This is a genomic window from Sinorhizobium arboris LMG 14919, assembly GCF_000427465.1.
GTDB classification, from domain to species: domain Bacteria; phylum Pseudomonadota; class Alphaproteobacteria; order Rhizobiales; family Rhizobiaceae; genus Sinorhizobium; species Sinorhizobium arboris.
Genome location: NZ_ATYB01000008.1, coordinates 569773 through 593033 on the forward strand (window position 1 = coordinate 569773; position 23261 = coordinate 593033).

The following is a 23261-nucleotide window of genomic DNA, read 5'->3' on the forward strand; positions in this document are numbered from 1 at the left end:
ATGACCGGTCTCCCCGAAAGAGGAACTGCTGCCAATGTTTCAGTTGAAGGACGTAACCCGCCAATTCGGCAAGAAGACAGCCGTCAGCTCGGTTACCTTCGACATTCCGCAAGGCCAGATGGTCGGCATTATCGGCCGCTCCGGCGCCGGCAAGTCGACACTGCTGCGCATGATAAACCGTCTCGTGGACCCGTCCTCCGGTTCGATCGAATTCGGCGGCGTAAAGGTCTCCTCGCTCAAGGGGGCGGCCCTGCGCGAGTGGCAGCGCGACTGCGCGATGATCTTCCAGCAATTCAATCTGGTGCCTCGCCTCGACGTGCTGACCAACGTTCTCCTCGGACGGCTCAACCATCGATCCACCGTACTGAGCGTGCTCAACATGTTCAGCCGCGAAGAGCGCATCATGGCGATCGGTGCGCTCGAGCGGCTCGGTATCGAACAGACCGCCCTTCAGCCGGCCGGCACGCTCTCGGGCGGGCAGCAGCAGCGTGTCGCAATCGCACGCGCGCTGATGCAGCAGCCGAAGGTGCTGCTTGCCGATGAGCCGATCGCATCGCTCGACCCGCTCAATGCCAAAATCGTGATGGACGCGCTGCGCGACATCAACGAGCGCGACGGGATCACCGTGATTACCAATCTGCATACGCTCGATACTGCGCGAAACTATTGCGAGCGGATCATCGGCATGGCGCATGGCCGCGTCGTCTTCGACGGGCAGCCGAAGTATCTGACCGCCGCCGCGGTCGCGGCGATCTATGGCGCGGACACGGCGATCGAGGAGTCGATGACCTCGACCAGCATCAATATCCCCGCGGAAGCCCCGCGGGAAACAGCATCGGCCGGCTTGAAGCCGCTGGCACTGGCCGGCCCTTAAGGTCCGCCGCGATCGAATGCCCGCGTCAAGGGCGCCATTTCGAAACCGAGCAAAACCCGGGCGCGTCCGGGAAAACGGGAGAACGAACCCAATGCTTAAAAAAGCACTTCTGAGCGCCGTCGCGCTCTTCGCCCTCGTCGGCCATGCACAGGCCGAAGACCTGAAGGAATTCCGCGTCGGCATCATCGGCGGCGAAAACGAAGCCGACCGCCTGCGCAACTACCAGTGCCTCGTCGATCAGCTCCCGGCAGCCATCGGCGTCGAAAAGGTCTCCCTCTTCCCGGCGGCAGACTATGACGGCGTGATCCAGGGCCTCCTCGGCGGCACGCTCGATTACGCCGAACTCGGCGCCTCCGGCTATGCCAAGATCTATCTCGCCAAGGCTGATGCGGTCGAGCCAATCCTGACGACCGTACAGACCGACGGCTCCACGGGCTATCATTCGATCATGGTTGCCCGCAAGGACTCCGGCATCACAAAGCTCGAAGACCTGAAGGGCAAGAAGCTCGGCTTCGCCGATCCGGACTCGACCTCGGGCTATCTCGTTCCCCTCGTCACGCTGCCGGAAGCGATCGGCGCGCCGGTCAAGGAATATTTCGGCGAGACCGGTTTCGGCGGCGGCCACGAAAACCTGGTGCTTGAAGTCGTCAAGGGCACCTTCGATGCCGGGACGACCTTCGGCTCGGGCGTCGGCGAGTTCAAGGACGGCTACACCTCGGGCAACCTGCGCAAGATGGTCGACAAGGGTATCGTCGACATGAACGACCTCGTCGAACTGTGGAAGTCGCCGCTGATCCCGAACGGCCCGATCGTCGTGCGTACCGCATTGAACGACGACATCAAGGCCAAGTTCAAGCAGTTCATGATGGATCTGCCGAAGACCGACGCCGCCTGCTTCTCCGCCATTCAGGGCGGCGAGTTCACCGGTTTCGTCGAGGTCAACAGCGATTTCTACAAGCCTATCATCGACGCCCGCAAGGCGACGATCGGCGGCTGATCGCCAAAACGCGCCGTTCTGAGCCGGCCGCCGAGCTGCGGCCGGCATTCGCCTATCGGGCACTTGCAGCCGCCCGCTCCGGATCGTCTCGATGAAACGATCCGACTTTTTGAACCGACGCACTTCCTCTTCCCCGGAAGCGCTCTAGAGGCCGGCCCCTGCCGGAAACCCAATGGCCACTTCCGTGACAACACGGCACCTCAGCGAGAAAGGCGCCCTTATCGAGCGCCACTGGCAGGAGCTCAACGATCGACGGCGTCTCTACACCTGGCTCGGTCTCGCATTTCTTGGGCTGACGCTTTTCAGTTCGCTCTGGTTCGCGAACGAGTCGAACGCGGGCAAGTTCTTCGACCGGCTGCCGCACTTCTTCGATTTCGTCGGCCATCTCATGCCGCGCGATCCGATAGAGATCGTTCGCGCCCTTTTCGATCTGCCTTCGCCCTATGACGACGGCAGCTTCAAATATAATTACCCGGATGGGCGCCTCTATGTGACCGAAAGCCTCTACATCCCGGAATATGTTCACAAGATGCTGGAGACCGTGAACATCGCCATCTTTTCGACTGTTATCGGCGTCTTCTTCGGCTTCATCCTGTGCTTCCTCGCCGCGAAGAATCTCATGCCCAATCCCTGGATCAGGGGCATCGTCCGCCGGCTGATGGAAATCCTGCGCGCGTTTCCGGAAGTCGTCATCGCAGGATTTTTCCTGGCAATCCTTTCGCTCGGGCCCATTCCCGCCATCGCTGCGGTCTCGATCCACACGATCGGCGCGCTCGGCAAGCTGTTCTTCGAGGTGGTCGAGAATGCCGACATGAAGCCGGAGGAAGGCCTGCGTGCCGTCGGCGCCAACTGGATCGAGCGGGTCTGGTTCGGCATGGTCCCCCAGGTGCTGCCCAACTTCACCAGCTATTTTCTGCTCCGACTCGAAATCAACGTGCGCGCCTCCACGATCATCGGCGCCGTCGGCGGGGGCGGCATCGGCGAACTCCTGCGCCTGTCGATCGGCCAGGGCCATGAAGCAAAGACGCTCGCGATTGTCCTCCTGCTCTTCGCCACGATCTTCGCCGTCGATCAGTTCTCCGCCTGGCTTCGCCGCCGTCTCGTCGGCGACCAGGCGTTCCAGCTCGCGCAGTAGGACCGCATCATGATTGCCTCGACCAACCTCGATGCGCGCGAAATGCAAGCCATTGCAGCGCGCCACCCGCATCTCCTGCAGACGTCGGCCGCCAAGCGGCGCCGCACGGCACTGATAGCCGCCGGCGTCGTTCTTTACATGGTGTTCAGCTGGTGGTTCTTCTCGATCGGGCACGTGCTCGCCAATGCCAATTGGGGGATTGCCGGCACCTATCTCGCCGACTGGGTATCCTACGAAGTGCGTCCTGAGATCGCCATCGAGCCCGATGGGTCGATGAGCGTGTCCTTCGGGCGCAACTCGCCGCTTGGAGACGATCCGAACCCCGAATGGGTCGCGCTCGAAAAGCAAACGGTCACGCGCACCGTCGCCGTGCCGGCGGCCGCGGCGCAGGTCCAGAAGCCAAAGACCGCCTCCTCATTCAGCTTCATGGCGCCGAACGCGGCGCGCGGCGGTGACACGAATTCGACGCCGCAGGAAGATCTCGCCACGACCCGCACCGAAGAAGTCGTCACGCATGCCCTGGTGAAGTTCGATAGCTCGACGCGTATCGACGTCGCCGAAAAGCGCGTCACCGTCACGCATGCCGGCGAGACGCTCGTGCTTCAGGTCGACGGCGCGGACAGGGTAACGCCGGAGGGATCCCTTCCCTCCTGGGCGATCCAGAAGCGGCCGGGCGAGAAGGTGACGCTGTCCTTCGGCGCTACCGGCTGGGCCGAAGTGGAGGGCGATGAGGTTTCCATCCGCAACCGCTTCTTCGGCTGGGTGAATTTCCTGTTCGACACCAACTCGCCCTTTTTCGGGAAGTCCTATAGCGAAGTCGCCTCCCTGATCGTCTCCGGAGAACGAATCGATCCGGCGCGCTCCAACCTCTCGCTTGCCTGGAACAACATCCTCTACAACGCGGAATGGCAGCATCTGGACGTGTGGACTAAACTCCTGCAGACGATCGTCATGGCTTTCGTCGGAACGCTTTTTGCCTCCTTCATCGCCTTCCCGCTTTGCTTCCTCGCGGCACGCAACATCACGCCGAGCCGGGTCACCAACCAGCTGGTGAAGCGTTTCTTCGACTTCCTGCGGTCGGTCGACATGTTCATCTGGGCGCTGTTCTTCACGCGCGCCTTCGGGCCGGGGCCGCTCGCGGGCATTTCGGCGATCTTCTTCACCGACACCGGCACGCTCGGCAAGCTCTACTCCGAGGCCCTCGAGAACATTGACGACAAGCAGCGTGAGGGCGTCAAATCGGTCGGCGCCGCGCCGGTCGCCGTGCAGCGCTTCGGCGTGCTGCCGCAGGTCCTGCCGGTCTTTGCCAGCCAGGCGCTCTATTTCTGGGAGTCGAACACGCGCTCGGCGACCATTATCGGCGCCGTCGGCGCCGGCGGGATCGGACTCAAGCTTTGGGAGGCGATGCGTACCAATTCGGATTGGGAAAACGTCGCCTATATGGTACTGCTGATTTTGATGGTTGTCTTCGTTTTCGACGGCATCTCCAACGTGTGCCGCTCACGCCTGATGGGGCGGAAGGCACACTGATCCGAATTGTGCAGCCTGCCGATTTCATCATGATGTTGTCATGCAAATGGGCTAGCTGCGCATTTCATCCCGCGAATTATCGACTCGGGCAAAATGCCTTGAGGCGACTGATGAAGAGAGTGTGAACCCGTGCGCTACGCAATCTACTTCGCGCCGCCGTCCGATGACCGGCTGTCGCAGACCGCTTCCCGTTGGCTGGGACGCGACGCGTTCACCGGCGGCGCCCTTGACTGCCCGGAAAATCCGGCAGTAGGACGCGAGGAGCAGATGGCTTTGACGACCGAGCCCCGGCGTTACGGCTTTCACGGGACACTGAAGGCACCGTTCGGGCTCACCTCCGGCCGCAGTGAGTCCGACTTGATCGCGGCTTTCGACGAGTTCGCGGCGGAGATCGAGCCGTTCGAAGTGCCGAAGATCGCCTTGCATCAGATCGGCCCCTTCTTCGCGCTCGTCTCGGCTGAGCCTTGCCCGCCCCTGCAGCGCCTCGCGGACCAGGCGGTTCGCCGCTTCGAGCCATTCCGGGCGCCGCTCTCGGAAGCCGATCTCGCCCGCCGCAATCCGGAGAGGCTTACGCAGCGTCAGCGCGAGTACCTGGCGGCATGGGGCTACCCATACGTCTTCGAGGAGTTCCAGTTCCATCTGACGTTGACGGGGCCGGTGCCGGAAGAAATGCAGCGCCCCATGAGACAGGCGCTCGAGACGGTGTTCGCCGAATTCATCGGCAAGCCGCTTGCCGTCTCGACGATCGCGCTTTTCGCCGAAGAACGCCGCGGCGCCCCCTTCACCGTCCATTCCCTGCTGCCGCTCGGCGGCGCATCCGAACGAAAGATAGCATGACATGCCCAAAGAACAGGTTTTGACCAACGCCCGCATCGTTCTGGAAGACCGGATCCTCGACGGTTCGGTGCTGATCCGCGACGACAGGATCGCCGACATCTCCGAAGGGGCGAGTGCCACGGGCGAGGATTTCGAGGGCGACTACCTGCTGCCCGGGCTGGTCGAGCTGCACACCGACCATCTCGAGGCGCATTATTCTCCGCGCCCCGGGGTTCGCTGGCTGAAAATCGCGGCCATCCAGGCCCATGACGCCCAGGTCGTAACCTCCGGCATCACCACCGTTTTCGATTGTCTGCGCCTGGGTTCGGACGAGGACAGCGGCTTTCCGAAAGGCGAGATGCGAAGCATGGCCGATGCGCTCGCCCAAGCCAAGCAAGAGGGCCGTTTGCGGGCCGATCACCTGATCCATCTGCGCTGCGAAGTGTCGACCGCCGACGTGCTGGAGCACTATGAGGACTTCCGGAACGACCCGCAGGTCCGTCTGGTTTCACTGATGGACCACGCGCCCGGGCAGCGCCAATTCCAGACGATGGACCAGTACACGCTCTATTACAAAACCAAGCGCGGCCTTACCGACGACGCCTTCGCCGCATTCATCGAGCGTCAGCAGGCGCTCTCGGCGCGCTATGCGACACCGCATCGAAACGCCCTCGCAAAAGCCTGCGCCGAGCGCGGCATCACGGTCGCCAGCCACGACGATGCGACGGTCGAGCATGTCGAAGAATCGATCGGCTACGGCATTCGCCTCGCGGAGTTCCCGACAAGCTTCGAGGCGGCGGAAGCCTCGCACCGCGCGGGTCTCAGCGTATTGATGGGTGCGCCCAATATCGTGCGCGGCAAGTCGCATTCCGGCAATATCGCCGCGCGCGATCTCGCGAAGCGCGGCGTCCTCGACGTGCTTTCTTCCGATTACGTTCCCTTCAGCCTGATCCATGCGCCTTTCATACTGGCAGACGAGGTCGAATCGATCGGGCTTCCCGAGGCCATTGCGATGGTGACGGCGACGCCCGCCCGCACAGTTGGGCTCGAAGATCGCGGCCGGATCGCCGTCGGGCTCCGCGCCGACATCGCGCGCGTTCGCCGGCCGGAGGGCATACCGGTCGTCCGCTCCGTCTGGCGCGAAGGACGGCGTGTCGCATGACCGCCGCCGAGCGAGGATCCGGAACGCTCATCGTCGTCGTCGGTCCGAGCGGCGCCGGGAAAGACAGCGTCATGGGCTTTGCCGCCCGACATTTCGCGCAGCGCCCCGACATTCTCTTCGTCCGGCGGGCGATCACGCGGCCATCGGATGCGGGAGGCGAGGTGCACGAAAGCGTGTCCGCCGCCGAATTCGAGGAGATGAACCGGAGCGGCGCTTTCGCCGTTTCCTGGCAGGCGCATGGGTTGAGCTACGGCATCCCGGCCGACATCGCCGAAAAGATCGCAACAGGCATGACCGCGATCGTAAACGGCAGCCGTGCCGCCCTCCCCGCCATTCGCCAGGCGTTCGGTGCGATCGCCGTTGCCGTGATCACCGCCGAGCCGCCGGTGCTGGCAAAACGGCTGGCGGAACGCGGCCGGGAGAGCGAGGAAGACGTGCTGCGCCGCCTGACCCGGCAGGCACCCGACGTCATCGCCGATCCCGACGTAACGGTCATCGACAACAGCGGCAGGCTGGATGTGGCCGGCCGGCAATTCGTTGCGCTGGTCGAACGGCACTCAGCCAGAAGTCATCACCCTGCCTGAAGAAAGGCCGAGCGGTTGGGAAACTTTTATCCCGGCCCGCCCTGTGCCAAGGCCTCCTCCTCTGCTTCCTCGATCTTCTTGACCATGGGCAGGTCCGCCGCGGCGGCGATAATGGAGTCGAGGAGCCCGGGAAAGCGGATGTCGAGATCGTCCCGCCGCAGCGTGATCAACCGGCTGGTACCGGAGACCTCGGTACGCGTGATGCCCGCCTCGCGCAGCTTGGCAAGATGATAGCTGATATTCGTCTTGGAGCCGAAATCCGTGAAGTTCAGGCACATGGTCGGCCTACCCTCTCGGCGGGCCAGATAGCCCACGATCGCCAGGCGCGTCGGATCGCCGAGCGCCGCGAGGACATTGGACAAGATGATCTGATCGGCGATGGGATGCGGTAGGGTCATTGAATCAACGATTGCTGATTTCGGGATATTGACACGACGAGCAACGAAGTTCAATAGTTCAATATCCTTTGAACTAAGGGGATCTCCCCATGGACAAGCGCATCATCTGGCTCGCCGTTGGCTCTTTCACAATGAGCACGGTCGGCTTCGTCTTTTCGAGCCTTCTTCCGTCTATCGCCGCCGATACGCACACGACCATTCCCCATGCGGGGCATCTGATCACCCTGTTCTCGCTTTCCTATGCCATCGGCGCGCCGCTGCTTTCGGCACTGGCCGGCGCGGCGGACCGGCGTCGACTGCTGGTGGCTGCAATGCTCGTCTTCGTCGTCGGCAACGGCATCGCGGCGATGAGCGTCTCCTTCACCACGCTGCTGCTCGCCCAGATCGTGATGGGAATGGCAAGCGGCCTCTTTGCTGCCACAGCGCAAGCGACGGCGGTTTCGCTGGCAGGACCGGAACACCGCGCACTGGCGATCTCCATCGTGGTGGGCGGCACCACATTCGCCGTGGCGCTTGGCGCGCCGCTCGGCGCGCTGATCGCCGCCTTCTGGGGCTGGCGCGGCACGTTCGGGACAGTCGCGCTGGTTGGGCTCACCTGCGCTGCCATGCTCTGGCTTCGCCTGCCGCGGGGCCTCAACGGAACGAAGCTGACGATGTCCGAGCGCTTCGGCGCCATTGGTCGTCCGGGCGTGGCCTCGTCGCTCATGGTGACGTTTCTCTACCTCACCGGCGGCTTCATGATCATCTCCTATCTCGCACCGCTGGCGATCGATGGGGCCGGGCTGTCGCATCTGGCGCTGCCCGGTCTGCTCCTCGCCTTCGGGGTCGGCGCGGTGATCGGCAATCTCTCCAGCGGCTATCTGGCCGACCGGCTCGGCGCCACCCGCGTGGTGACAGCTTCGCTGATTTCCGCGCTCGCGGTCTCTCTGACGATCGCCTTCGGCCTGCACCTCCTCACGCGCGACTTCGCGGGCTTGCTGTTGATCGGCATCATGGTGCCATGGGGCATTGTAGGCTGGGCCTTCCCGCCGGCCCAGGCGAGCCGCATAGTCGGCTTTGCGCCGGAGGTTGCGCATCTGACCCTGTCGCTCAACGCCTCGGCGATCTATCTCGGCATCGCAGCCGGCACGGCAATCGGCGGACGCATACTGGAGAATACGGCCGCAGCGGATCTCGGCTTCTTCGCGGCGTTATTTCCAGTGGCTTCGCTGGCCGTTCTTTATGCAGGATTGCGCTCCCATCGGCGGCGCTTGGCCACCGCGCCGGCGGAATAGTTCCACATACGCAGGCGCGGCGGGGCAACTTCATACTGCCGCATCATCGCCAAGGGGATCCCGACACGGTCACCCGAAAAGCCCCGGATGGGAGTCCGGGGCTTTTTGCTGTGTTTCTGGCCGGCGGGTCACACCGCGCTACTTCACGGATCATATTTCCCCTTGTCATCTCCAGTGTTATGTATATACATTAACGGCAAAGAAGGACGGAACCTTATGGACGGAAACGAAAACCCGAGCTCTGTCGGAACCAGCCTCTGGCGTGATGCACGCCTTGCCACGCTTCGCGAGGACCTGGGGCCGCTCGGCGTCGTGGAAAACGGCGCCATCGCCGCGCGCGGAGAGCGGATCGTCTATGCCGGACCCGAAGACGATCTGCCTTCTGAGCTTGCTCGCGCCGACCAGATCTTCGATTGCGAAGGCCGTTGGATCACCCCGGCGCCGATCGACTGCCACACCCATATCGTTCATGGCGGCGACCGGGCCCGGGAGTTCCAGCTCCGCCTCGAAGGCGCGACCTATGAGGAGATCGCCCGTGCCGGAGGCGGCATCGCTTCGACCGTCAAGGCAACCAACGCCCTTTCCGTCGACGAACTCGTTGAGGCGGCACTTCCACGACTCGACACCCTGCTCGCGGAAGGCGTGTCCACCGTCGAGATCAAGTCGGGCTATGGTCTCAACGTCGAGACCGAGATCAAGATGCTTCGGGCCGCACGCCGGCTCGAGAGCCTGCGTCCGGTCCGCATCGTCACCAGCTATCTCGCGGCCCACGCGACGCCGCCGGAGTATCGGGGCCGAAACGGCGACTACATCGCCGAGGTCGTTCTGCCTGGGCTTGCTGCCGCCCACGCGGAGGGGCTCGTCGATGCGGTCGACGGGTTCTGCGAAGGCATCGCCTTCTCGCCTGCGGAAATTACCCTGGTGTTCGACAAGGCAAGATCGCTGGGCCTGCCGGTAAAGCTCCACGCCGAACAGCTCTCCGACCTCGGCGGCGCGAAGCTCGCTGCCTCCTACGGCGCGCTTTCCGCCGATCATCTCGAATATCTCGACGCTGCGGGCGCAGCCTCCATGGCCAAGGCCGGCACGGTCGCCGTCCTCCTGCCCGGTGCTTTCTACACCCTCCGGGAAAAGCAGCTTCCGCCCGTCGAAGCGCTCCGCGCGGCCGGAACGCGAATCGCGGTCGCCACCGATTGCAACCCCGGGACTTCGCCGCTGACCTCACTGCTCCTGACTTTGAACATGTCCGCTACGCTCTTCCGGCTGACGGTGGAGGAATGCCTGGCGGGCGTCACCCGCGAGGCCGCCCGAGCGCTCGGAATCCTGCGCGAGACCGGTACGATCGAAGCCGGCAAGTCCGCCGACCTTGCCATCTGGAACATCGATCAGCCAGCGGAATTGATCTACCGCATCGGCTTCAATCCGCTCTGCGAGCGGATTTTCAAGGGTAAAAGGATTCCCCGATGACCGTCATTCTCAGGCCCGGCTTCGTTCCTCTCAGTGACCTCGAAACGATCTACTGGACCGGCGCGCCGGCGCGCCTCGATCCCGCCTTCGATCCCGGCATTGCCAAAGCTGCAGCGCGGATCGCCGAGATCGGGGCGGGCAATGCGCCGGTCTACGGCATCAACACCGGCTTCGGCAAACTGGCTTCGATCAAGATCGACAGCGCCGACGTGGCGACGTTGCAGCGCAATCTGATCCTCTCGCATTGCTGCGGCGTGGGCCAGCCTCTCACGGAAAGTATCGTGCGGCTGATGATGGCGCTCAAGCTGATCTCGCTCGGCCGCGGCGCCTCCGGCGTTCGGCTGGAGCTCGTCCGGCTGATCGAAGCGATGCTGGACAAGGGCGTGATCCCGCTCATTCCCGAAAAAGGTTCGGTTGGCGCTTCCGGCGACCTGGCTCCGCTTGCCCACATGGCCGCGGTAATGATGGGCCATGGCGAAGCCTTCTTCCGCGGCGAACGCATGAAAGGCGATGCCGCCCTGATAGCGGCCGGACTGTCGCCGATCACGCTGGCGGCCAAGGAGGGCCTGGCGCTCATCAACGGCACGCAGGTCTCGACCGCGCTTGCCCTTGCCGGGCTCTTCCGCGCCCACCGCGCCGCGCAGGCTGCCCTCATCACCGGCGCCCTTTCGACCGATGCGGCCATGGGTTCGTCCGCGCCGTTCCACCCGGATATCCATACCCTGCGCGGTCATCGCGGCCAGATCGACACGGCCGCAGCGCTTCGCCGGCTTCTTGAAGGCTCTCCCATTCGTCAGAGCCATATCGAGGGCGACGAGCGCGTGCAGGATCCCTATTGCATCCGCTGCCAGCCGCAGGTCGATGGCGCCTGCCTCGATCTCCTGCGCTCCGTCGCAGCCACGTTGACGATCGAAGCCAATGCGGTCACCGACAATCCGCTGGTGCTTTCGGACAGTTCCGTCGTCTCCGGGGGCAACTTCCATGCCGAACCGGTCGCATTTGCCGCCGACCAGATCGCGCTCGCGGTGTGCGAGATCGGCGCCATTTCCCAGCGCCGCATCGCCCTTCTGGTCGATCCCGCGCTCAGTTACGGCCTGCCGGCCTTTCTGGCCAAGAAGCCGGGCCTCAACTCCGGACTGATGATCGCCGAGGTCACTTCGGCGGCGCTGATGTCGGAAAACAAGCAGCTCTCCCATCCGGCCTCCGTCGACTCGACGCCGACCTCGGCAAACCAGGAAGACCATGTGTCCATGGCCTGCCATGGTGCGCGCCGGCTGCTCCAGATGACGGAGAACCTTTTTTCGATCATCGGCATCGAGGCGCTTGCCGCGGTGCAGGGCATCGAGTGCCGCGCTCCGCTCACCACCAGCCCGGAACTTCAAAAGGCTGCCGCAGCCGTGCGCAGCGTCTCCTCCAGTATCGAGGAAGACCGCTACATGGCCGACGACCTCAAGGCCGCGGGCGAACTCGTCGCGTCGGGCCGGCTGGCCGTCGCCGTCTCCGCCGGCATTCTTCCGAAACTGGAGAACTGACATGGCCGTCTTCGAAATCCGGCAGGGCAGCTCGCCCGTCCTCCTCGGCTTTCCGCATACGGGTACCGATGTGCCTGCCTCGATTTGGGAACGGCTCAACGACAATGGCCGTATCCTCGCCGACACCGACTGGCAAATCCACGATCTCTACGGAGGTCTCCTGCCGGACGCGACGACGGTTCGCGCGACCTTTCACCGCTACGTCATAGATGCCAATCGCGACCCGGCAGGCGTCAGCCTCTACCCCGGCCAGAACACAACGGGGCTCGTGCCCGAAACCGACTTCGACGGCCAGTCTATCTGGAAAGAAGGCGACGGCCCGACGGACGCCGACGTAGCGGAGCGCCTGCGCGATTTTCACGCGCCCTATCACGCGGCGCTCGCCGCAGAGATCGCCCGTGTCAAGGCGATCCATGGCGTGGCGGTGCTTTACGATTGCCATTCCATCCGCTCGCATATTCCCTTCCTCTTCGAAGGCACCCTGCCGGACTTCAATATCGGCACCGATACGGGAAAGACCTGCGCTCCTGAGATCGAACGGGCAACCGCACAAATTGCAGCCGGGGCAGACGGTTACAGCCATATTCTCAATGGCCGCTTCAAGGGCGGCTGGACGACGCGTCACTATGGCCGCCCGGAACAGGGCGTTCACGCGATCCAGATGGAACTGGCGCAATCGACGCATCTGGCGACGGAAGCACCGCCCTTCGCTTTGGACAGGGAAAAAGTCGAAAGGCTTCGGCGTCCGCTGAAAGCCATTCTCGAATGCATCGAAACAATCGCTAAAGAGCTCAAAAGGACAGGGAGCGAGGCATGAACGTGAACAACCCGCGCCACAATATTCGCGAAGTGCGCAGCCCGCGCGGCACCGAGATCAGCGCCAAGAGCTGGCTGACGGAAGCGCCGCTCCGCATGCTGATGAACAATCTCGACCCTGATGTCGCCGAAAATCCGCACGAGCTCGTCGTCTATGGCGGCATTGGCCGGGCAGCCCGCACCTGGGCCGATTTCGACCGCATCGTCGCGGCACTGAACGACCTCAACGAAGACGAGACCCTGCTCGTCCAGTCCGGCAAGCCGGTCGGCGTCTTCCGCACGCACAAGGATGCTCCGCGCGTGCTGATCGCCAACTCCAATCTCGTGCCGCACTGGGCGAACTGGGATCATTTCAACGAGCTGGATAAGAAGGGTCTCGCCATGTACGGCCAGATGACCGCCGGTTCGTGGATCTACATCGGCACGCAGGGCATCGTCCAGGGCACTTATGAGACCTTCGTGGAAGCTGGTCGCCAGCACTATGGCGGAGACCTCAAGGGCAAGTGGATCCTGACGGGCGGCCTCGGCGGCATGGGTGGTGCCCAGCCGCTCGCCGCCGTCATGGCCGGCGCCTGCTGCCTCGCCGTCGAATGCAATCCGGACTCGATCGATTTCCGCCTGCGCACCCGCTATCTCGACGAGAAGGCGGAGACGCTCGAAGAAGCCATGGAGATGATCGAGCGCTGGACGAAGGCCGGCGAAGCGAAGTCGGTCGGCCTGCTCGGCAATGCCGCCGAAATCCTGCCGGAAATGGTCCGCCGCGGTATCCGCCCCGATATGGTTACGGACCAGACCTCGGCGCACGATCCGATCAACGGCTATCTGCCGAAGGGCTGGTCGATGGCCGAATGGAAGGCCAGGCGCGAGAGCGACCCGAAGGCGGTCGAGAGAGCCGCCCGCGCCTCGATGCGCGACCATGTCGAGGCGATGCTCGCCTTCTGGGATTCCGGCGTCCCGACCCTCGACTACGGCAACAATATCCGCCAGGTGGCCAAGGACGAAGGCCTCGAGCGCGCCTTCGATTTCCCCGGCTTCGTGCCGGCCTATATACGTCCGCTGTTCTGCAGGGGTGTCGGCCCTTTCCGCTGGGCGGCGCTCTCCGGCGATCCGGAAGACATCTACAAGACCGACCGAAAGGTGAAGGAGCTGCTGCCGGACAACAAGCACCTGCATAACTGGCTCGACATGGCGCGCGAGCGCATCGCCTTTCAGGGCCTGCCCGCACGCATCTGCTGGGTCGGCCTCGGCGATCGTCACCGTCTCGGCCTCGCCTTCAACGAAATGGTGCGCAGCGGCGAACTGAAGGCCCCCATCGTCATCGGCCGCGACCATCTCGACTCCGGCTCGGTCGCCTCCCCGAACCGCGAAACCGAGGCGATGAAGGACGGGTCCGACGCCGTCTCCGACTGGCCGCTCCTGAACGCGCTTCTCAACACCGCCTCCGGTGCAACCTGGGTGTCGCTGCATCATGGCGGTGGCGTCGGCATGGGCTTCTCGCAGCATTCCGGCATGGTGATCTGCTGCGACGGTACGGACGATGCGGCGCGCCGCATCGAGCGGGTCCTGTGGAACGACCCGGCAACGGGCGTCATGCGCCACGCCGACGCGGGCTATGACATTGCGCTCGACTGCGCTCGTGAGAAGGGCCTTCGCCTGCCGGGCATATTGGGCAAGTGATCTTAGTCGTTACGCTGTTTCAGTGAACACAGTCCGCACCTCACCCTCCGCCATCGTCCCTGTGCTTGTCACAGGAATGATGGCTGAGGGGGAGGCCCGGGAGGTACTGCCGCCTGTCATCTTCAGGACGCAGACTCTTTTCCTCGGCAATCGCCGTCGAGGAAAAGCAGCAGCATGAGCCCGGCGGCGCCTGCAAGGGAGCTTAGCAGCGCCGTTCCCGAATAATCTCCGATGCGCGTTCCGAGCGCGAAAAGAGCGGCGCCGAATCCCGCGCCCAGGAAGACGTTCACCGAGATGAGCGAACTGCCCAGTCCCGGCCGGTCTGCGATCAGCTCCTGCAGATAGGTGATCGGAATGCTGATCAGTGCCGCTGCGCCGAAAGCGCTGATGAGCGTCAGCGCATAAATGTGCCAGCGCTCGGTCGAAAGCCCGAGCAGGGCCATGTTGACGACATAGATCGCCGTGCCGAGCGCGAGCGCATCGATATGACTGAGCCGGTACTGGATACGTCCCCACACCACGATAAACACCACCTCCAGCAAAGCGACGATACCGACGATGATGCCGATATCGCTTACCTTGCCGCCGGCCGCACCGGTGACGATCAGCGGCAGGACCGCCGCAGTGACGTGCAGCATCGACGAAATGAGGGCGATGGCGAGAAGCCGCGCCAGAACGCGCAGCGACAATATCTCGCCGAAGGACGCGAGAAACGAGAGGCGTTTGCCCAAAGCACCGTCCACGCCCGCCTTTTCCGGCAGCAGCCGCAAGACGAGCACGAAGTTGGCGAGACAGCCGAGGCTCGCCAGCAGATAGGCCGGCAGCATGCTGCCGCGGGCGGACAGCACCAATCCGACCAGTCCGGGAACCACTACCCAGGAAAGCGATATGGCCGCACGAATGCCGGAATTGACGGCAGCCGTATGCCTGCCCCCCATATCTTTCGCAGCCGTGCGGACATAGGCGAAGAGCAGCGGATTGAGTGCGCCGTGAACGGGCAGCAGCATGAGGGCCGCAAGCACGAAGCTCCCCTTCGTCGGCAGCAGATAAACCGCCCCGTAGCCTACAACCCCGCAGAGAATGACCGCCAGCATCAGCGCCCGATAATTGCCGACGCGGTCGGCGACGATGCCGATCGTCACGCTGACCGCAACATTGACCAGTGCCGCTGCAAAGATCAGCGCCGAATAGAACCCGTCGCTCAACCCCAGTTCGGTGATGCCGACGACCGACTGGTAGGGCGACGTCGCTGCCCCCGAAAAGCCGAACAGAATGATGGCGATCATGCTTGTCCGGATGACCGGATTGCGCATGGCGATCAACAGCGGGGAAAACATGAGGGGGCAAAGTCCGCGGAAGGGGGAACGTCTCGATGAAACCCGCCGGAGACCCGGGGCGGGTTTACTGTTTCAGGTCCAGCGAGCTGACAGGCTGGCGCTGGGGTGAAACTCGAAATCGCGGTCGAAGGGGAAGATCGGCCGCTGCCGGCGCAGGCTTTCCAGCTTCTCGATATCCTGATTGACGACGCCGTTCGTCAGCGCCATCAGGTTCGGATTGGCGATCGGCGCAAGCTCCGGCGAGAGATAACCGGACTTGACGACGAGCAGCCGCACGGTCCCCGGGTCGAGACCGAGGCGGACAAAGTCCTCGATGTTGTGATAGGGGCGGCGTCGCGCCGACAATACGACCACTATGCTCCCGACCTGAACCACCGCCTGTCGCTCGGCAACCGGTCCCGGATCATCCAGATGCACCACCTCGGCCTCGACCTCTGCGGACGGGCTCGACGCGTCGAGACTGCCGCCGATCCGCAACGTCAGCTTCCCGCCCGCGCCGGCCGCGAAACAGGCATCGACGGCCGGCCGATCGGCAATGCCGGCGATCAACGCATCGCGCCAGCCGCGCTCGAGCAGCGCGATCATCACATCCGCCCGGTCGCCGACGCCGCCACCTGTGGGGTTATCGCCGGAATCTGCGAGGACTACGGGCGCCGTCGTTGCCCGCTCAGCGATGTCGAGCATGTCGGCAAGCGATCCGGTTACCGCTCCGAAATGAAAATTTTTCCTCTGCTGCCAATAGTTTGCAGCAATTTCCTCAGCCGCCTTCGAAGCGTCGGCCTTGTCCGAGCCGGTGACGACGGCGCAGGCGGTCGCTCTCGGCTCGTCGGCCCAGACGTAGCCCACCATCAGATTGGCGTCGAGGATGCCGGGCCGCCTGTCGAATTCAGGCAGAGCACGATAAAGGCTCGACGCCGGCTCGTCCTCCGTCGAGGTGCGTTCCCCGGGGAGGAGAAGCGGCACAGGTGCCCAGGCGACGCCGGGCCGCTTCCCGGAACGAAGCGCCTCTACCAGCATCGACCAGGCCCGCACCATGGTTTCGCGCGTATCGATATGCGGCGCCGTCCGGTAGGCCGCGAAGATATCGATTTGATCGATGATCCGCTGACTGACATTGCCATGGAGATCGTAGCTGACGGCAAGCGGGCAATCGGGGCCGATGACGGCGCGGGCGGCGGTGATCCAGTCGCCCTCGGCGTCGTCCATCCCGTCGACCTTGACCGCGCCGTGCATGGCAAGGTAGAGCCCATCGACAGGCAGGGCCGCCTTCAGCCGCTCCAGGAATTCGGCTTTGAAGGCGTCATAGGCCGGGCGCGAGACGGGGCCGCCGGGTACGGCCCGCGCATGCAGGAGCGGCACGTGGTCTATTCCTTCGGCGCTCAGGAAGTCGAAATAATCCGACCGCAAGAGGTCCTCGCCCCTCAGAATCCGGAAATCTTCGAGCGTCATCAGTACGGGCGAATAGGTGCTGCATTCCGTATGGATTCCACCGACGGCGATCCGCATGGCTCAACTCACAGAATGGGGCTCAATGGCGCGATCGCGGCAAAGCGCAGCCAGTCCTTCTTGTCCTTCGGGGTCCAGGCCGCCTCGGCGATTGCCGGCAGCCGGGGAAAGACGAGGCGGTTGAAATATGCGCGCGACAGGAAATGCTCAGACCAGATGCAGGCCTGGACGCCCTTCATCCGGCTCTTCAGCTCTTCCGGGAACTCTCCTTCCGCCTCATAGGCATAGGTGTGCGCCGGCGTCGCCGTGCCGGCCCAGCTCGCGCCGGGCTCCTGCCAGGCATCCGCCTGGGCCATGTCGAGATAGTAGGCCTGGCCCGGGGTCATCACGACGTCGTAGCCTTCGCGCGCAAGTTCGATGCCGACTTTCGGGTTCTCCCAGGCCATCAGCAGCGTGCCCTCGGTTCCGACGCCGCCGCCATGCGCGACCTCGTTCCAGCCGACAAGTTTGCGCCCGCGCGCCGTCAGCATCTGTTTCACCTTCTTGAGGAAATAGGACTGCAGCGCGAAGGTGCCGGAAATCCCTTCCTGCTCCATGAGTTTTCGCGCCAGCGGTGACGCGAGCCATGAGCCGTCGGCCACCTCGTCGCCGCCGACATGGATATAGCGGCTCGGAAAGAGCTCGACCATTTCGTCGAACACCTTCTCAAGGAACTCATAGGTGTGCGGGATGGCCGGGTTGAGGGCATTGTTCGGATAGCCTTGGACCGAATGGTAGCTTTCCGGCGCCTCCTGCCCATCGGAGAGTTCGGGAAGCGCCACGAGCGCGGCAGTGCTGTGACCGGGTATGTCGATCTCCGGGACGACTTCGATGCTGAGCGCCGCGGCATGCGCGACGATCGCCTTCACGTCCGCATGGCTGTAGAAGCCGCCGACCGGTTCGGCGCCGTTGCCGAGTTGAGGCAGCATAGGCTCGTCCGGACCGCGCATGACGCCGAGCGTCGTCAGCGTCGGATAGGCCTTGATTTCCAGCCGCCAGGCTTCGTCGTCGGTCAGGTGCCAGTGGAAAATGTTGAGCTTGAACCAGGCGAGAATATCGATGAGCCGCATGAGGTCGGCGGTCGGGTAGAATTGCCGCGAGACATCGAGATGACACCCGCGCCAGCCATAGCGTGGCCGGTCCGCTATTGCGCCGGCGGCGGGAAACCTGAATTCGCCTTCGTGGTTTCGCGCTCCGTCGATCAACTGCGCGAGCGTCGTCAGGGCATATTGCCTGCCGGCCGCCGCTCCGTACTCAAGCCGGATCTCCCGGTCGGAAAAAGCAAGCGTGTAGGCTTCGCCTTCGAGCTCCGCTTTTTTCGTGAAGACGATCGGCAGACCTTGCGGGGATGGCGCAAGACTGAAGGGAGCGTGACCGGCAGAAAACAGCCGATGGAAGAGCGCGAGAACGGTGGAGACGGCATCGATCTCGTCCGCATTGCTGTCCGCTGCGGGATAGAGCACGTCCGGGACCGTGTCTCCGGGCGCCGCGTCGATTTCCGCAGGCCAGGGCTGCAGCGCGAAGGGAAGCTCGAGCCAGCCTTCGGGAAGACGCACCGGCGGCAGCTCGCTCGCGGCGCCTTCGAGGCGGAGAGAGGAAACCGCCACGGGAGCATGGCGGCCATCCGACAGCGTCAGATAGGCCGATTTCGCTCCATCCGTGCAATGCTTCGCCTCGCGGTGCAGGCCGCTGACGGTGAAGGTCCAGTGCTCGCCGTGGGCGAGCGTCAGTCCTTCGGGTGGCGCGAATTCATGAAAATTGGCGTTGCGGCGCAGGAAAACCGCGTTTTCGCAAGCGGCCCCGTCAACAACTCGAGTGAGCGACGTGTAGACCAGCCGGAAGCCGCTGAGCGGCCCGCCCGACAGATTGAAGAGGCTGAAGGTGAAGCGCCCGAACGGGCCGCCATCCGGTTGCCAGGCAGACTCGAGGCGATAGAGAACCGGCAGCATGAACATCCTCCCAAGGTGGATTCGTCAGTAATGGATCGATTGCGAGAAGGTCCGCGCGACGTCCGCCTGTCCTGCGGTCAGCCCGCAGTCGACGGGCAGGCAGATACCGGAGATGGCTCCGGCGGCGGGGCTGGCAAGGAAATGCACCGCTTCGGCGACGTCCTTCGGGTCGACGATACGCTGCAAGGGATACCAGCGCTTTGCCTCCTCGAAGACCTGCGGATTGGCGGCTGCGCGTGCCTCCCAGGCCTGCGTGCGCACCGTGGCCGGCGCCACCGCATTCGCGCGGATGCCGAACTTGCCGTATTCGACGGCGATCAGTCGCGTCAGATGCAGAAGGCCCGCCTTGGCGGCGCTATAGGCCGGATGGCCGAAAACATTCATGCCGTTCACCGAGGCGATGTTGACGACCGAGCCCCGGCTCTCTTTCAGCATTTCCTCGACAGCCCGGAAACAGAGAAAGGCCGCTTCGAGGTTGAGTGCATTGTCCATGCGCCAGATATCCTGCGTGGTGTCGTGCAGGCTGACGGCGCGGGCAGCCCCCGCATTGTTCACGAGGGTACGCACGCTGCCGACGGACGCGGCAGCCTCCGCCATTGCGGCCACGCTTGCGGCGTCCGTCACATCGCAGGAAACGGCCAGGAAGCGCTCCGTTCCGCCGAGATCACGCGCCGTCCTCTCCGCCGCCTCACTGTCGATGTCGGCCACGAGAACGGTGTCGTGACAGTCGCCCAGGCGCGCGGCGATAGAGCGGCCGATATCACCGGCGGCTCCTGTGACGATCGCAACGGATTTCGGCATGGGCGTTCCTTCTGCCACGTCAGTCTCCGAGAAGCTGTCGGTCGTCGCCATCCCTGTGCACCACGAGCTGCTGCTTGATGCGTCTGAGCGTCACCGTCGCCTGCGGCTGGACGCGGTAGGCGACGAGGCTCGCGACGATATCGAGCAGTGCGATATAGGCGATACGGGTGGAGGTCGGACGATAGATGTTGTTTCCTTCCGGCAGGTCCACCGGCACGGTGATATCGGCTGCCTGTGCGACCGGGCTGCCGCTCTGGGTAAGCGCGATCGTCGGCACCTGGGCCTCCCGCGCAAGCGTGAAAGCGCGCACCATCTCCGCGTTGCGTCCGGAAAAGGACGAGCCGACGATGACGTCGGCAGGCCGTGCGGCCGCCGCCATCATCATCTGCATGCTGTGATCGGAACTCGCAGTGATGCGCATGCCCAGGCGGAAGAGACGGTTCTGGAACTCCCCGGCGATCATCGAGGAATTGCCGCCCGAACCGAAGGCATAGATCATTTCCGCCTGCGCCAGCCGGTCGGCTGCCTGCTCGATCGCGGCAAGATCGAGAGAACGGTGCAGCAGGAAGAGCGCATTCTGCGCCTTACTGATGATATCCTGCGCCACATCGCCGGGCTCCTGGCTTTTCGGCTCCGGCTTCAGGTAGCGCATCCCGATATAGGGCGTGCGGGCCAGTTGCACCTTGAAATCGGAAAAGCTCTCGCAGCCGAGCCGCCGGCAGAAGCGCGTGACCGTCGGCGGCGAAACGTCGGCTTTACCCGCAAGTTCGATGATCGAAGCGTTCACCGCGAACTCGAAATCATTGAGCAGGATGTCGGCGATGCGGTTTTCCGACTGGGAAAGCCGCCCCTTCTCCTCCTGCAGTGTCGCGAAAATATCCATCGAACGGCGCCCTCTCCCTGCTCAGGCGTCCTTCGGCTTGTACGCGACGCAATCGATTTCCACCTTGCAGTCGACCATCATGGACGACTGCACACAGGCGCGCGCCGGCGGATGAGCTCCGAAATATTCGTGATAAATCCTGTTGAAGCTCCAGAAATCCCGCGGGTCGTCCAGCCAGACGCCAACTCTCACCACATGCTCGACACCGTAACCGGCCTCTTTCAAGATGGCCAGAAGATTGCCGATCGCCCTGTGCGTCTGCGCGACGATATTTCCGTCGATGATCTCGCCGTCTTCCATTGCGACCTGACCGGAGACGTGAAGCCAGCCGTCCGCCTCCACGGCACGTGCGAAAGGCAACGCTTTTCCGCCTGCGCCAACCTGTTCGGCACCATAGCGTCTGATCGACATGAAAGACCCGCTCTGCAAATTATTTTCTTTATCCATTGACAAGGGACCACAGAATGCGGAATTTGACCAGAGAAAATCGTCGTTTATGAAAAGAATTTCAATGCAGGCGAAGATACATGCGGAATCCTTTCCAGAATCCGTTTCCCGATAGCGACACGGCGCGCCACTTCATATGGGAGATGTTGGTCACCCGCGATATCGACGCTTTCCTGGCCGCCGATTGGTCGATGGTAGCCGACGATTTCGTCGAGGAGAGCTTCATCGGCATTGACGGACGGCGGGAGACGAACCCGGACAAATGGCGGCTCACCTTTCCCTCGCTCGCCGTCTATCGCGATGAATGGCTGCGCCAGGCGCGGGATTTCGCCGGGCAGTCCTTTGCCGAGGATCCGCGGCAGGCGATCTTCACCACCACGACCCTGGAAGACATCGAGGTCGAGGGAGAACTTGCCCTCGCGCGCAAGAAGTTCGACGGCGGGCTGAAGAAAGCGGACGGCACCTTCGACGTGATGAAGTGGCAGACGGTTTACTATTGCCGTCTACACCGGGGCCGCTGGAAAATCTGCGGCTTCACCGGCTATCTCCCCAATCCGATGGGGGCCGAACTGAGTTGACGGACAAAGCGAAGCCATTGCGCATCTTCACGGCGGCGCTCGCGACGGAGACGAACACTTTTTCTCCCATCTGCATCGACAGGCGCGCATTCGAGGCATCGCTTTACGCTCCGCCCGGAAAGCACCCGGAAACGCCGACGCTCTGCACTGCGCCGATCACCATCGGCCGCCGCGTGACCGCGCAAAAAGGCTGGGAACTCATCGAAGGAACAGCCGCCTGGGCGGATCCTGCCGGTCTCGTCAATCGCCAGACCTATGAGGAGCTGCGTGACGAGATCCTCGGCCAATTGCGTGACGCCATGCCCGTCGATGCCGTCGTTCTCGGTCTGCATGGTGCGATGGTCGCCGACGGTCATGAGGATACCGAGGGCGACCTGCTTCAGCGCGTACGCGAAATCGTCGGTCCGGACGTGCTCGTCTGCGCCGAACTCGACCCGCATAGCCATCTCACAGCAAGGAGAGTGGCGGCCGCGGACTTCTTCGTCTTCTTCAAGGAGTTCCCGCACACCGACTTCGTCGAGCGCGCCGAAGACCTCTGGCGGATCGCGATCGATACGCTCGAGGGCCGCATAACGCCGGTGATGTCCATTTTCGACTGCCGGATGATAGACGTCTTCCCCACGTCGCGCGAACCCATGCGCAGCTTCGTCGACAAGCTGATGCAGATCGAGCGGGACGATGCCGATGTGCTGTCATTGTCCGTCGTGCATGGCTTCATGGCCGGCGACGTGGCGGAAATGGGCACCAAGATGCTGGTCGTGACCAACGGCAAGGCGGAGAAAGGCGAGGCTCTCGCCCGTGAACTGGGTCTGGAGCTCTTCTCCCGGCGCGGCACCTATCGCATGCCGGAGATCGACGAACGCCAGGCGGTGGCACAGGCGCTGGCCGCTCCGGCGGGGCCCGTGGTGATTGCCGACATGTGGGATAATCCGGGCGGCGGCACGGCGGGCGATGCAACGGTCGTGCTGGAGGAACTCATTGCGAGGAACGCGACCGACACGGCAATCGGCACGATCTGGGATCCGATGGCCGTGCGTATCTGCATGGCGGCCGGCGAAGGCGCCGAGATCCCGTTGCGCTTCGGAGCAAAATCCGCGCCCGGCACAGGCAGCCCGATCGACGGCATCGTCAAGGTCGTCAGGCTCGTGCGCAACGCCGAAATGCGCTTCGGCGAGAGTTTCGCCCCGTTCGGCGACGCCGCCCATATCCGCTTTCGCGGCATCGACATCATCCTGAACACGACCCGCGCGCAGAGCTTCGACCCGAGCCTGTTTTCCGTAATGGGCATCGACCCGACGTCGAAGAAGATTCTCGTGATCAAATCCACGAACCACTTTTTCGCCTCCTTCTCCAGGATCGCGTCCGAAATCCTCTATTGCTCGGCCGGGACGCCCTATCCCAACGACCCGGCGAGGACTCCCTATCGGCGCGCCAGGCGCGACATCTGGCCGATGACGGCTGACCCGCACGGGCTGGAACGTAGTGCATAGCGGCTTTCCGGCCGTAAATGCGTTGCTCAAAG

General features: G+C 63.5%; 21 protein-coding genes. 14 read left to right on the top strand and 7 right to left on the bottom strand.

All coding sequences use genetic code 11. The features are described 5' to 3' along the window. Nucleotides 1-34: 34 nt before the first annotated feature. From phnC to phnN, 7 genes are all read left to right on the top strand, one after another. Nucleotides 35-874 carry a phosphonate ABC transporter ATP-binding protein gene (phnC, locus tag SINAR_RS0103320; RefSeq protein WP_027997733.1) on the top strand — a complete coding sequence of 280 codons (840 nt, stop codon included), beginning with the start codon at nucleotides 35-37 and terminating at the stop codon, nucleotides 872-874. 91 nt (nucleotides 875-965) lie between these two features. Further along, nucleotides 966-1871: a phosphonate ABC transporter substrate-binding protein gene (phnD, locus tag SINAR_RS0103325; RefSeq protein ID WP_027997734.1), complete on the top strand. Its 906-nt coding sequence runs from the start codon at nucleotides 966-968 to the stop codon at nucleotides 1869-1871. A 172-nt stretch (nucleotides 1872-2043) separates the two neighbouring features. Beyond that, the gene (phnE, locus tag SINAR_RS0103330) at nucleotides 2044-3006 is read left to right on the top strand and encodes a phosphonate ABC transporter, permease protein PhnE (protein ID WP_027997735.1); all 963 of its coding nucleotides are present in this window, start codon (nucleotides 2044-2046) and stop codon (nucleotides 3004-3006) included. Nucleotides 3007-3015: 9 nt separating this feature from the next. Next, nucleotides 3016-4536 carry a phosphonate ABC transporter, permease protein PhnE gene (phnE, locus tag SINAR_RS0103335; protein WP_027997736.1) on the top strand — a complete coding sequence of 507 codons (1521 nt, stop codon included), beginning with the start codon at nucleotides 3016-3018 and terminating at the stop codon, nucleotides 4534-4536. A gap of 129 nt (nucleotides 4537-4665) precedes the next feature. Then, on the top strand, nucleotides 4666-5373 hold the full coding sequence (locus SINAR_RS0103340) for a DUF1045 domain-containing protein (RefSeq protein WP_027997737.1): 708 nt from the start codon (nucleotides 4666-4668) through the stop codon (nucleotides 5371-5373). A 1-nt stretch (nucleotide 5374) separates the two neighbouring features. Then, on the top strand, nucleotides 5375-6514 hold the full coding sequence (locus SINAR_RS0103345) for an alpha-D-ribose 1-methylphosphonate 5-triphosphate diphosphatase (RefSeq protein ID WP_027997738.1): 1140 nt from the start codon (nucleotides 5375-5377) through the stop codon (nucleotides 6512-6514). Then, nucleotides 6511-7098, top strand: a complete 588-nt coding sequence (phnN, locus tag SINAR_RS0103350; protein WP_027997739.1) for a phosphonate metabolism protein/1,5-bisphosphokinase (PRPP-forming) PhnN — start codon at nucleotides 6511-6513, stop codon at nucleotides 7096-7098. Before SINAR_RS0103345 ends, phnN begins: the two co-directional genes overlap by 4 nt. 26 nt (nucleotides 7099-7124) lie before the next feature. Here phnN and SINAR_RS0103355 read toward each other — a convergent pair whose 3' ends face one another. After that, on the bottom strand, nucleotides 7125-7496 hold the full coding sequence (locus SINAR_RS0103355; RefSeq protein WP_027997740.1) for an ArsR/SmtB family transcription factor: 372 nt from the start codon (nucleotides 7494-7496) through the stop codon (nucleotides 7125-7127). 89 nt (nucleotides 7497-7585) lie between these two features. Between SINAR_RS0103355 and SINAR_RS0103360 the strand changes: the two genes are divergently transcribed. From SINAR_RS0103360 to hutU, 5 genes are all read left to right on the top strand, one after another. Beyond that, nucleotides 7586-8770 carry an MFS transporter gene (locus SINAR_RS0103360; protein ID WP_027997741.1) on the top strand — a complete coding sequence of 395 codons (1185 nt, stop codon included), beginning with the start codon at nucleotides 7586-7588 and terminating at the stop codon, nucleotides 8768-8770. Between the two features lie 216 nt (nucleotides 8771-8986). Further along, on the top strand, nucleotides 8987-10234 hold the full coding sequence (hutI, locus tag SINAR_RS0103365; protein ID WP_027997742.1) for an imidazolonepropionase: 1248 nt from the start codon (nucleotides 8987-8989) through the stop codon (nucleotides 10232-10234). Continuing rightward, the gene (hutH, locus tag SINAR_RS0103370; RefSeq protein WP_027997743.1) at nucleotides 10231-11766 is read left to right on the top strand and encodes a histidine ammonia-lyase; all 1536 of its coding nucleotides are present in this window, start codon (nucleotides 10231-10233) and stop codon (nucleotides 11764-11766) included. The genes hutI and hutH overlap by 4 nt, the downstream gene beginning before the upstream one ends. Before the next feature lies 1 nt (nucleotide 11767). Next, nucleotides 11768-12583 carry an N-formylglutamate deformylase gene (gene hutG, locus SINAR_RS0103375; RefSeq protein WP_027997744.1) on the top strand — a complete coding sequence of 272 codons (816 nt, stop codon included), beginning with the start codon at nucleotides 11768-11770 and terminating at the stop codon, nucleotides 12581-12583. A gap of 2 nt (nucleotides 12584-12585) precedes the next feature. After that, a complete protein-coding gene (hutU, locus tag SINAR_RS0103380; RefSeq protein WP_027997745.1) occupies nucleotides 12586-14259 on the top strand; it encodes a urocanate hydratase in 1674 nt (557 codons plus the stop codon). A 122-nt stretch (nucleotides 14260-14381) separates the two neighbouring features. Here hutU and SINAR_RS0103385 read toward each other — a convergent pair whose 3' ends face one another. From SINAR_RS0103385 to SINAR_RS0103410, 6 genes are all read right to left on the bottom strand, one after another. Further along, on the bottom strand, nucleotides 14382-15596 hold the full coding sequence (locus SINAR_RS0103385) for an MFS transporter (protein ID WP_027997746.1): 1215 nt from the start codon (nucleotides 15594-15596) through the stop codon (nucleotides 14382-14384). Nucleotides 15597-15668: 72 nt separating this feature from the next. Next, nucleotides 15669-17102 carry a M81 family metallopeptidase gene (locus tag SINAR_RS0103390; protein ID WP_027997747.1) on the bottom strand — a complete coding sequence of 478 codons (1434 nt, stop codon included), beginning with the start codon at nucleotides 17100-17102 and terminating at the stop codon, nucleotides 15669-15671. Between the two features lie 8 nt (nucleotides 17103-17110). Next, entirely contained in the window at nucleotides 17111-19030 is a 1920-nt protein-coding gene (locus SINAR_RS0103395) for a beta-N-acetylhexosaminidase (RefSeq protein WP_027997748.1), read from the bottom strand. Nucleotides 19031-19054: 24 nt separating this feature from the next. Then, entirely contained in the window at nucleotides 19055-19831 is a 777-nt protein-coding gene (locus tag SINAR_RS0103400) for an SDR family oxidoreductase (RefSeq protein WP_027997749.1), read from the bottom strand. A gap of 19 nt (nucleotides 19832-19850) precedes the next feature. Further along, complete coding sequence (locus SINAR_RS0103405; protein ID WP_027997750.1) at nucleotides 19851-20714, bottom strand: MurR/RpiR family transcriptional regulator; 864 nt, start codon at nucleotides 20712-20714, stop codon at nucleotides 19851-19853. A 21-nt stretch (nucleotides 20715-20735) separates the two neighbouring features. After that, nucleotides 20736-21125 carry a RidA family protein gene (locus tag SINAR_RS0103410; RefSeq protein ID WP_027997751.1) on the bottom strand — a complete coding sequence of 130 codons (390 nt, stop codon included), beginning with the start codon at nucleotides 21123-21125 and terminating at the stop codon, nucleotides 20736-20738. Nucleotides 21126-21241: 116 nt separating this feature from the next. On the opposite strand from SINAR_RS0103410, the gene SINAR_RS0103415 reads away from it, so the two are divergent. Next, entirely contained in the window at nucleotides 21242-21739 is a 498-nt protein-coding gene (locus SINAR_RS0103415; RefSeq protein WP_027997752.1) for a hypothetical protein, read from the top strand. 17 nt (nucleotides 21740-21756) lie between these two features. After that, a complete protein-coding gene (locus tag SINAR_RS0103420; RefSeq protein ID WP_033057090.1) occupies nucleotides 21757-23229 on the top strand; it encodes a M81 family metallopeptidase in 1473 nt (490 codons plus the stop codon). Nucleotides 23230-23261: the final 32 nt, after the last annotated feature.

What these genes read in the sequence shown, in the direction of transcription:
- phnC (WP_027997733.1), top strand. Translation starts at nt 35, where the DNA reads ATGTTTCAGTTGAAGGACGTAACCCGCCAATTCGGCAAGAAGACAGCC.
- SINAR_RS0103360 (WP_027997741.1), top strand. Translation starts at nt 7,586, where the DNA reads ATGGACAAGCGCATCATCTGGCTCGCCGTTGGCTCTTTCACAATGAGC.
- SINAR_RS0103415 (WP_027997752.1), top strand. Translation starts at nt 21,242, where the DNA reads ATGCGGAATCCTTTCCAGAATCCGTTTCCCGATAGCGACACGGCGCGC.
- SINAR_RS0103405 (WP_027997750.1), bottom strand. Translation starts at nt 20,714, where the DNA reads ATGGATATTTTCGCGACACTGCAGGAGGAGAAGGGGCGGCTTTCCCAG.
- SINAR_RS0103355 (WP_027997740.1), bottom strand. Translation starts at nt 7,496, where the DNA reads ATGACCCTACCGCATCCCATCGCCGATCAGATCATCTTGTCCAATGTC.
- hutI (WP_027997742.1), top strand. Translation starts at nt 8,987, where the DNA reads ATGGACGGAAACGAAAACCCGAGCTCTGTCGGAACCAGCCTCTGGCGT.
- SINAR_RS0103385 (WP_027997746.1), bottom strand. Translation starts at nt 15,596, where the DNA reads ATGTTTTCCCCGCTGTTGATCGCCATGCGCAATCCGGTCATCCGGACA.
- phnE (WP_027997736.1), top strand. Translation starts at nt 3,016, where the DNA reads ATGATTGCCTCGACCAACCTCGATGCGCGCGAAATGCAAGCCATTGCA.
- SINAR_RS0103410 (WP_027997751.1), bottom strand. Translation starts at nt 21,125, where the DNA reads ATGTCGATCAGACGCTATGGTGCCGAACAGGTTGGCGCAGGCGGAAAA.
- phnD (WP_027997734.1), top strand. Translation starts at nt 966, where the DNA reads ATGCTTAAAAAAGCACTTCTGAGCGCCGTCGCGCTCTTCGCCCTCGTC.
- SINAR_RS0103400 (WP_027997749.1), bottom strand. Translation starts at nt 19,831, where the DNA reads ATGCCGAAATCCGTTGCGATCGTCACAGGAGCCGCCGGTGATATCGGC.
- hutG (WP_027997744.1), top strand. Translation starts at nt 11,768, where the DNA reads ATGGCCGTCTTCGAAATCCGGCAGGGCAGCTCGCCCGTCCTCCTCGGC.
- phnN (WP_027997739.1), top strand. Translation starts at nt 6,511, where the DNA reads ATGACCGCCGCCGAGCGAGGATCCGGAACGCTCATCGTCGTCGTCGGT.
- SINAR_RS0103395 (WP_027997748.1), bottom strand. Translation starts at nt 19,030, where the DNA reads ATGCTGCCGGTTCTCTATCGCCTCGAGTCTGCCTGGCAACCGGATGGC.
- hutH (WP_027997743.1), top strand. Translation starts at nt 10,231, where the DNA reads ATGACCGTCATTCTCAGGCCCGGCTTCGTTCCTCTCAGTGACCTCGAA.
- SINAR_RS0103390 (WP_027997747.1), bottom strand. Translation starts at nt 17,102, where the DNA reads ATGCGGATCGCCGTCGGTGGAATCCATACGGAATGCAGCACCTATTCG.
- SINAR_RS0103345 (WP_027997738.1), top strand. Translation starts at nt 5,375, where the DNA reads ATGCCCAAAGAACAGGTTTTGACCAACGCCCGCATCGTTCTGGAAGAC.
- phnE (WP_027997735.1), top strand. Translation starts at nt 2,044, where the DNA reads ATGGCCACTTCCGTGACAACACGGCACCTCAGCGAGAAAGGCGCCCTT.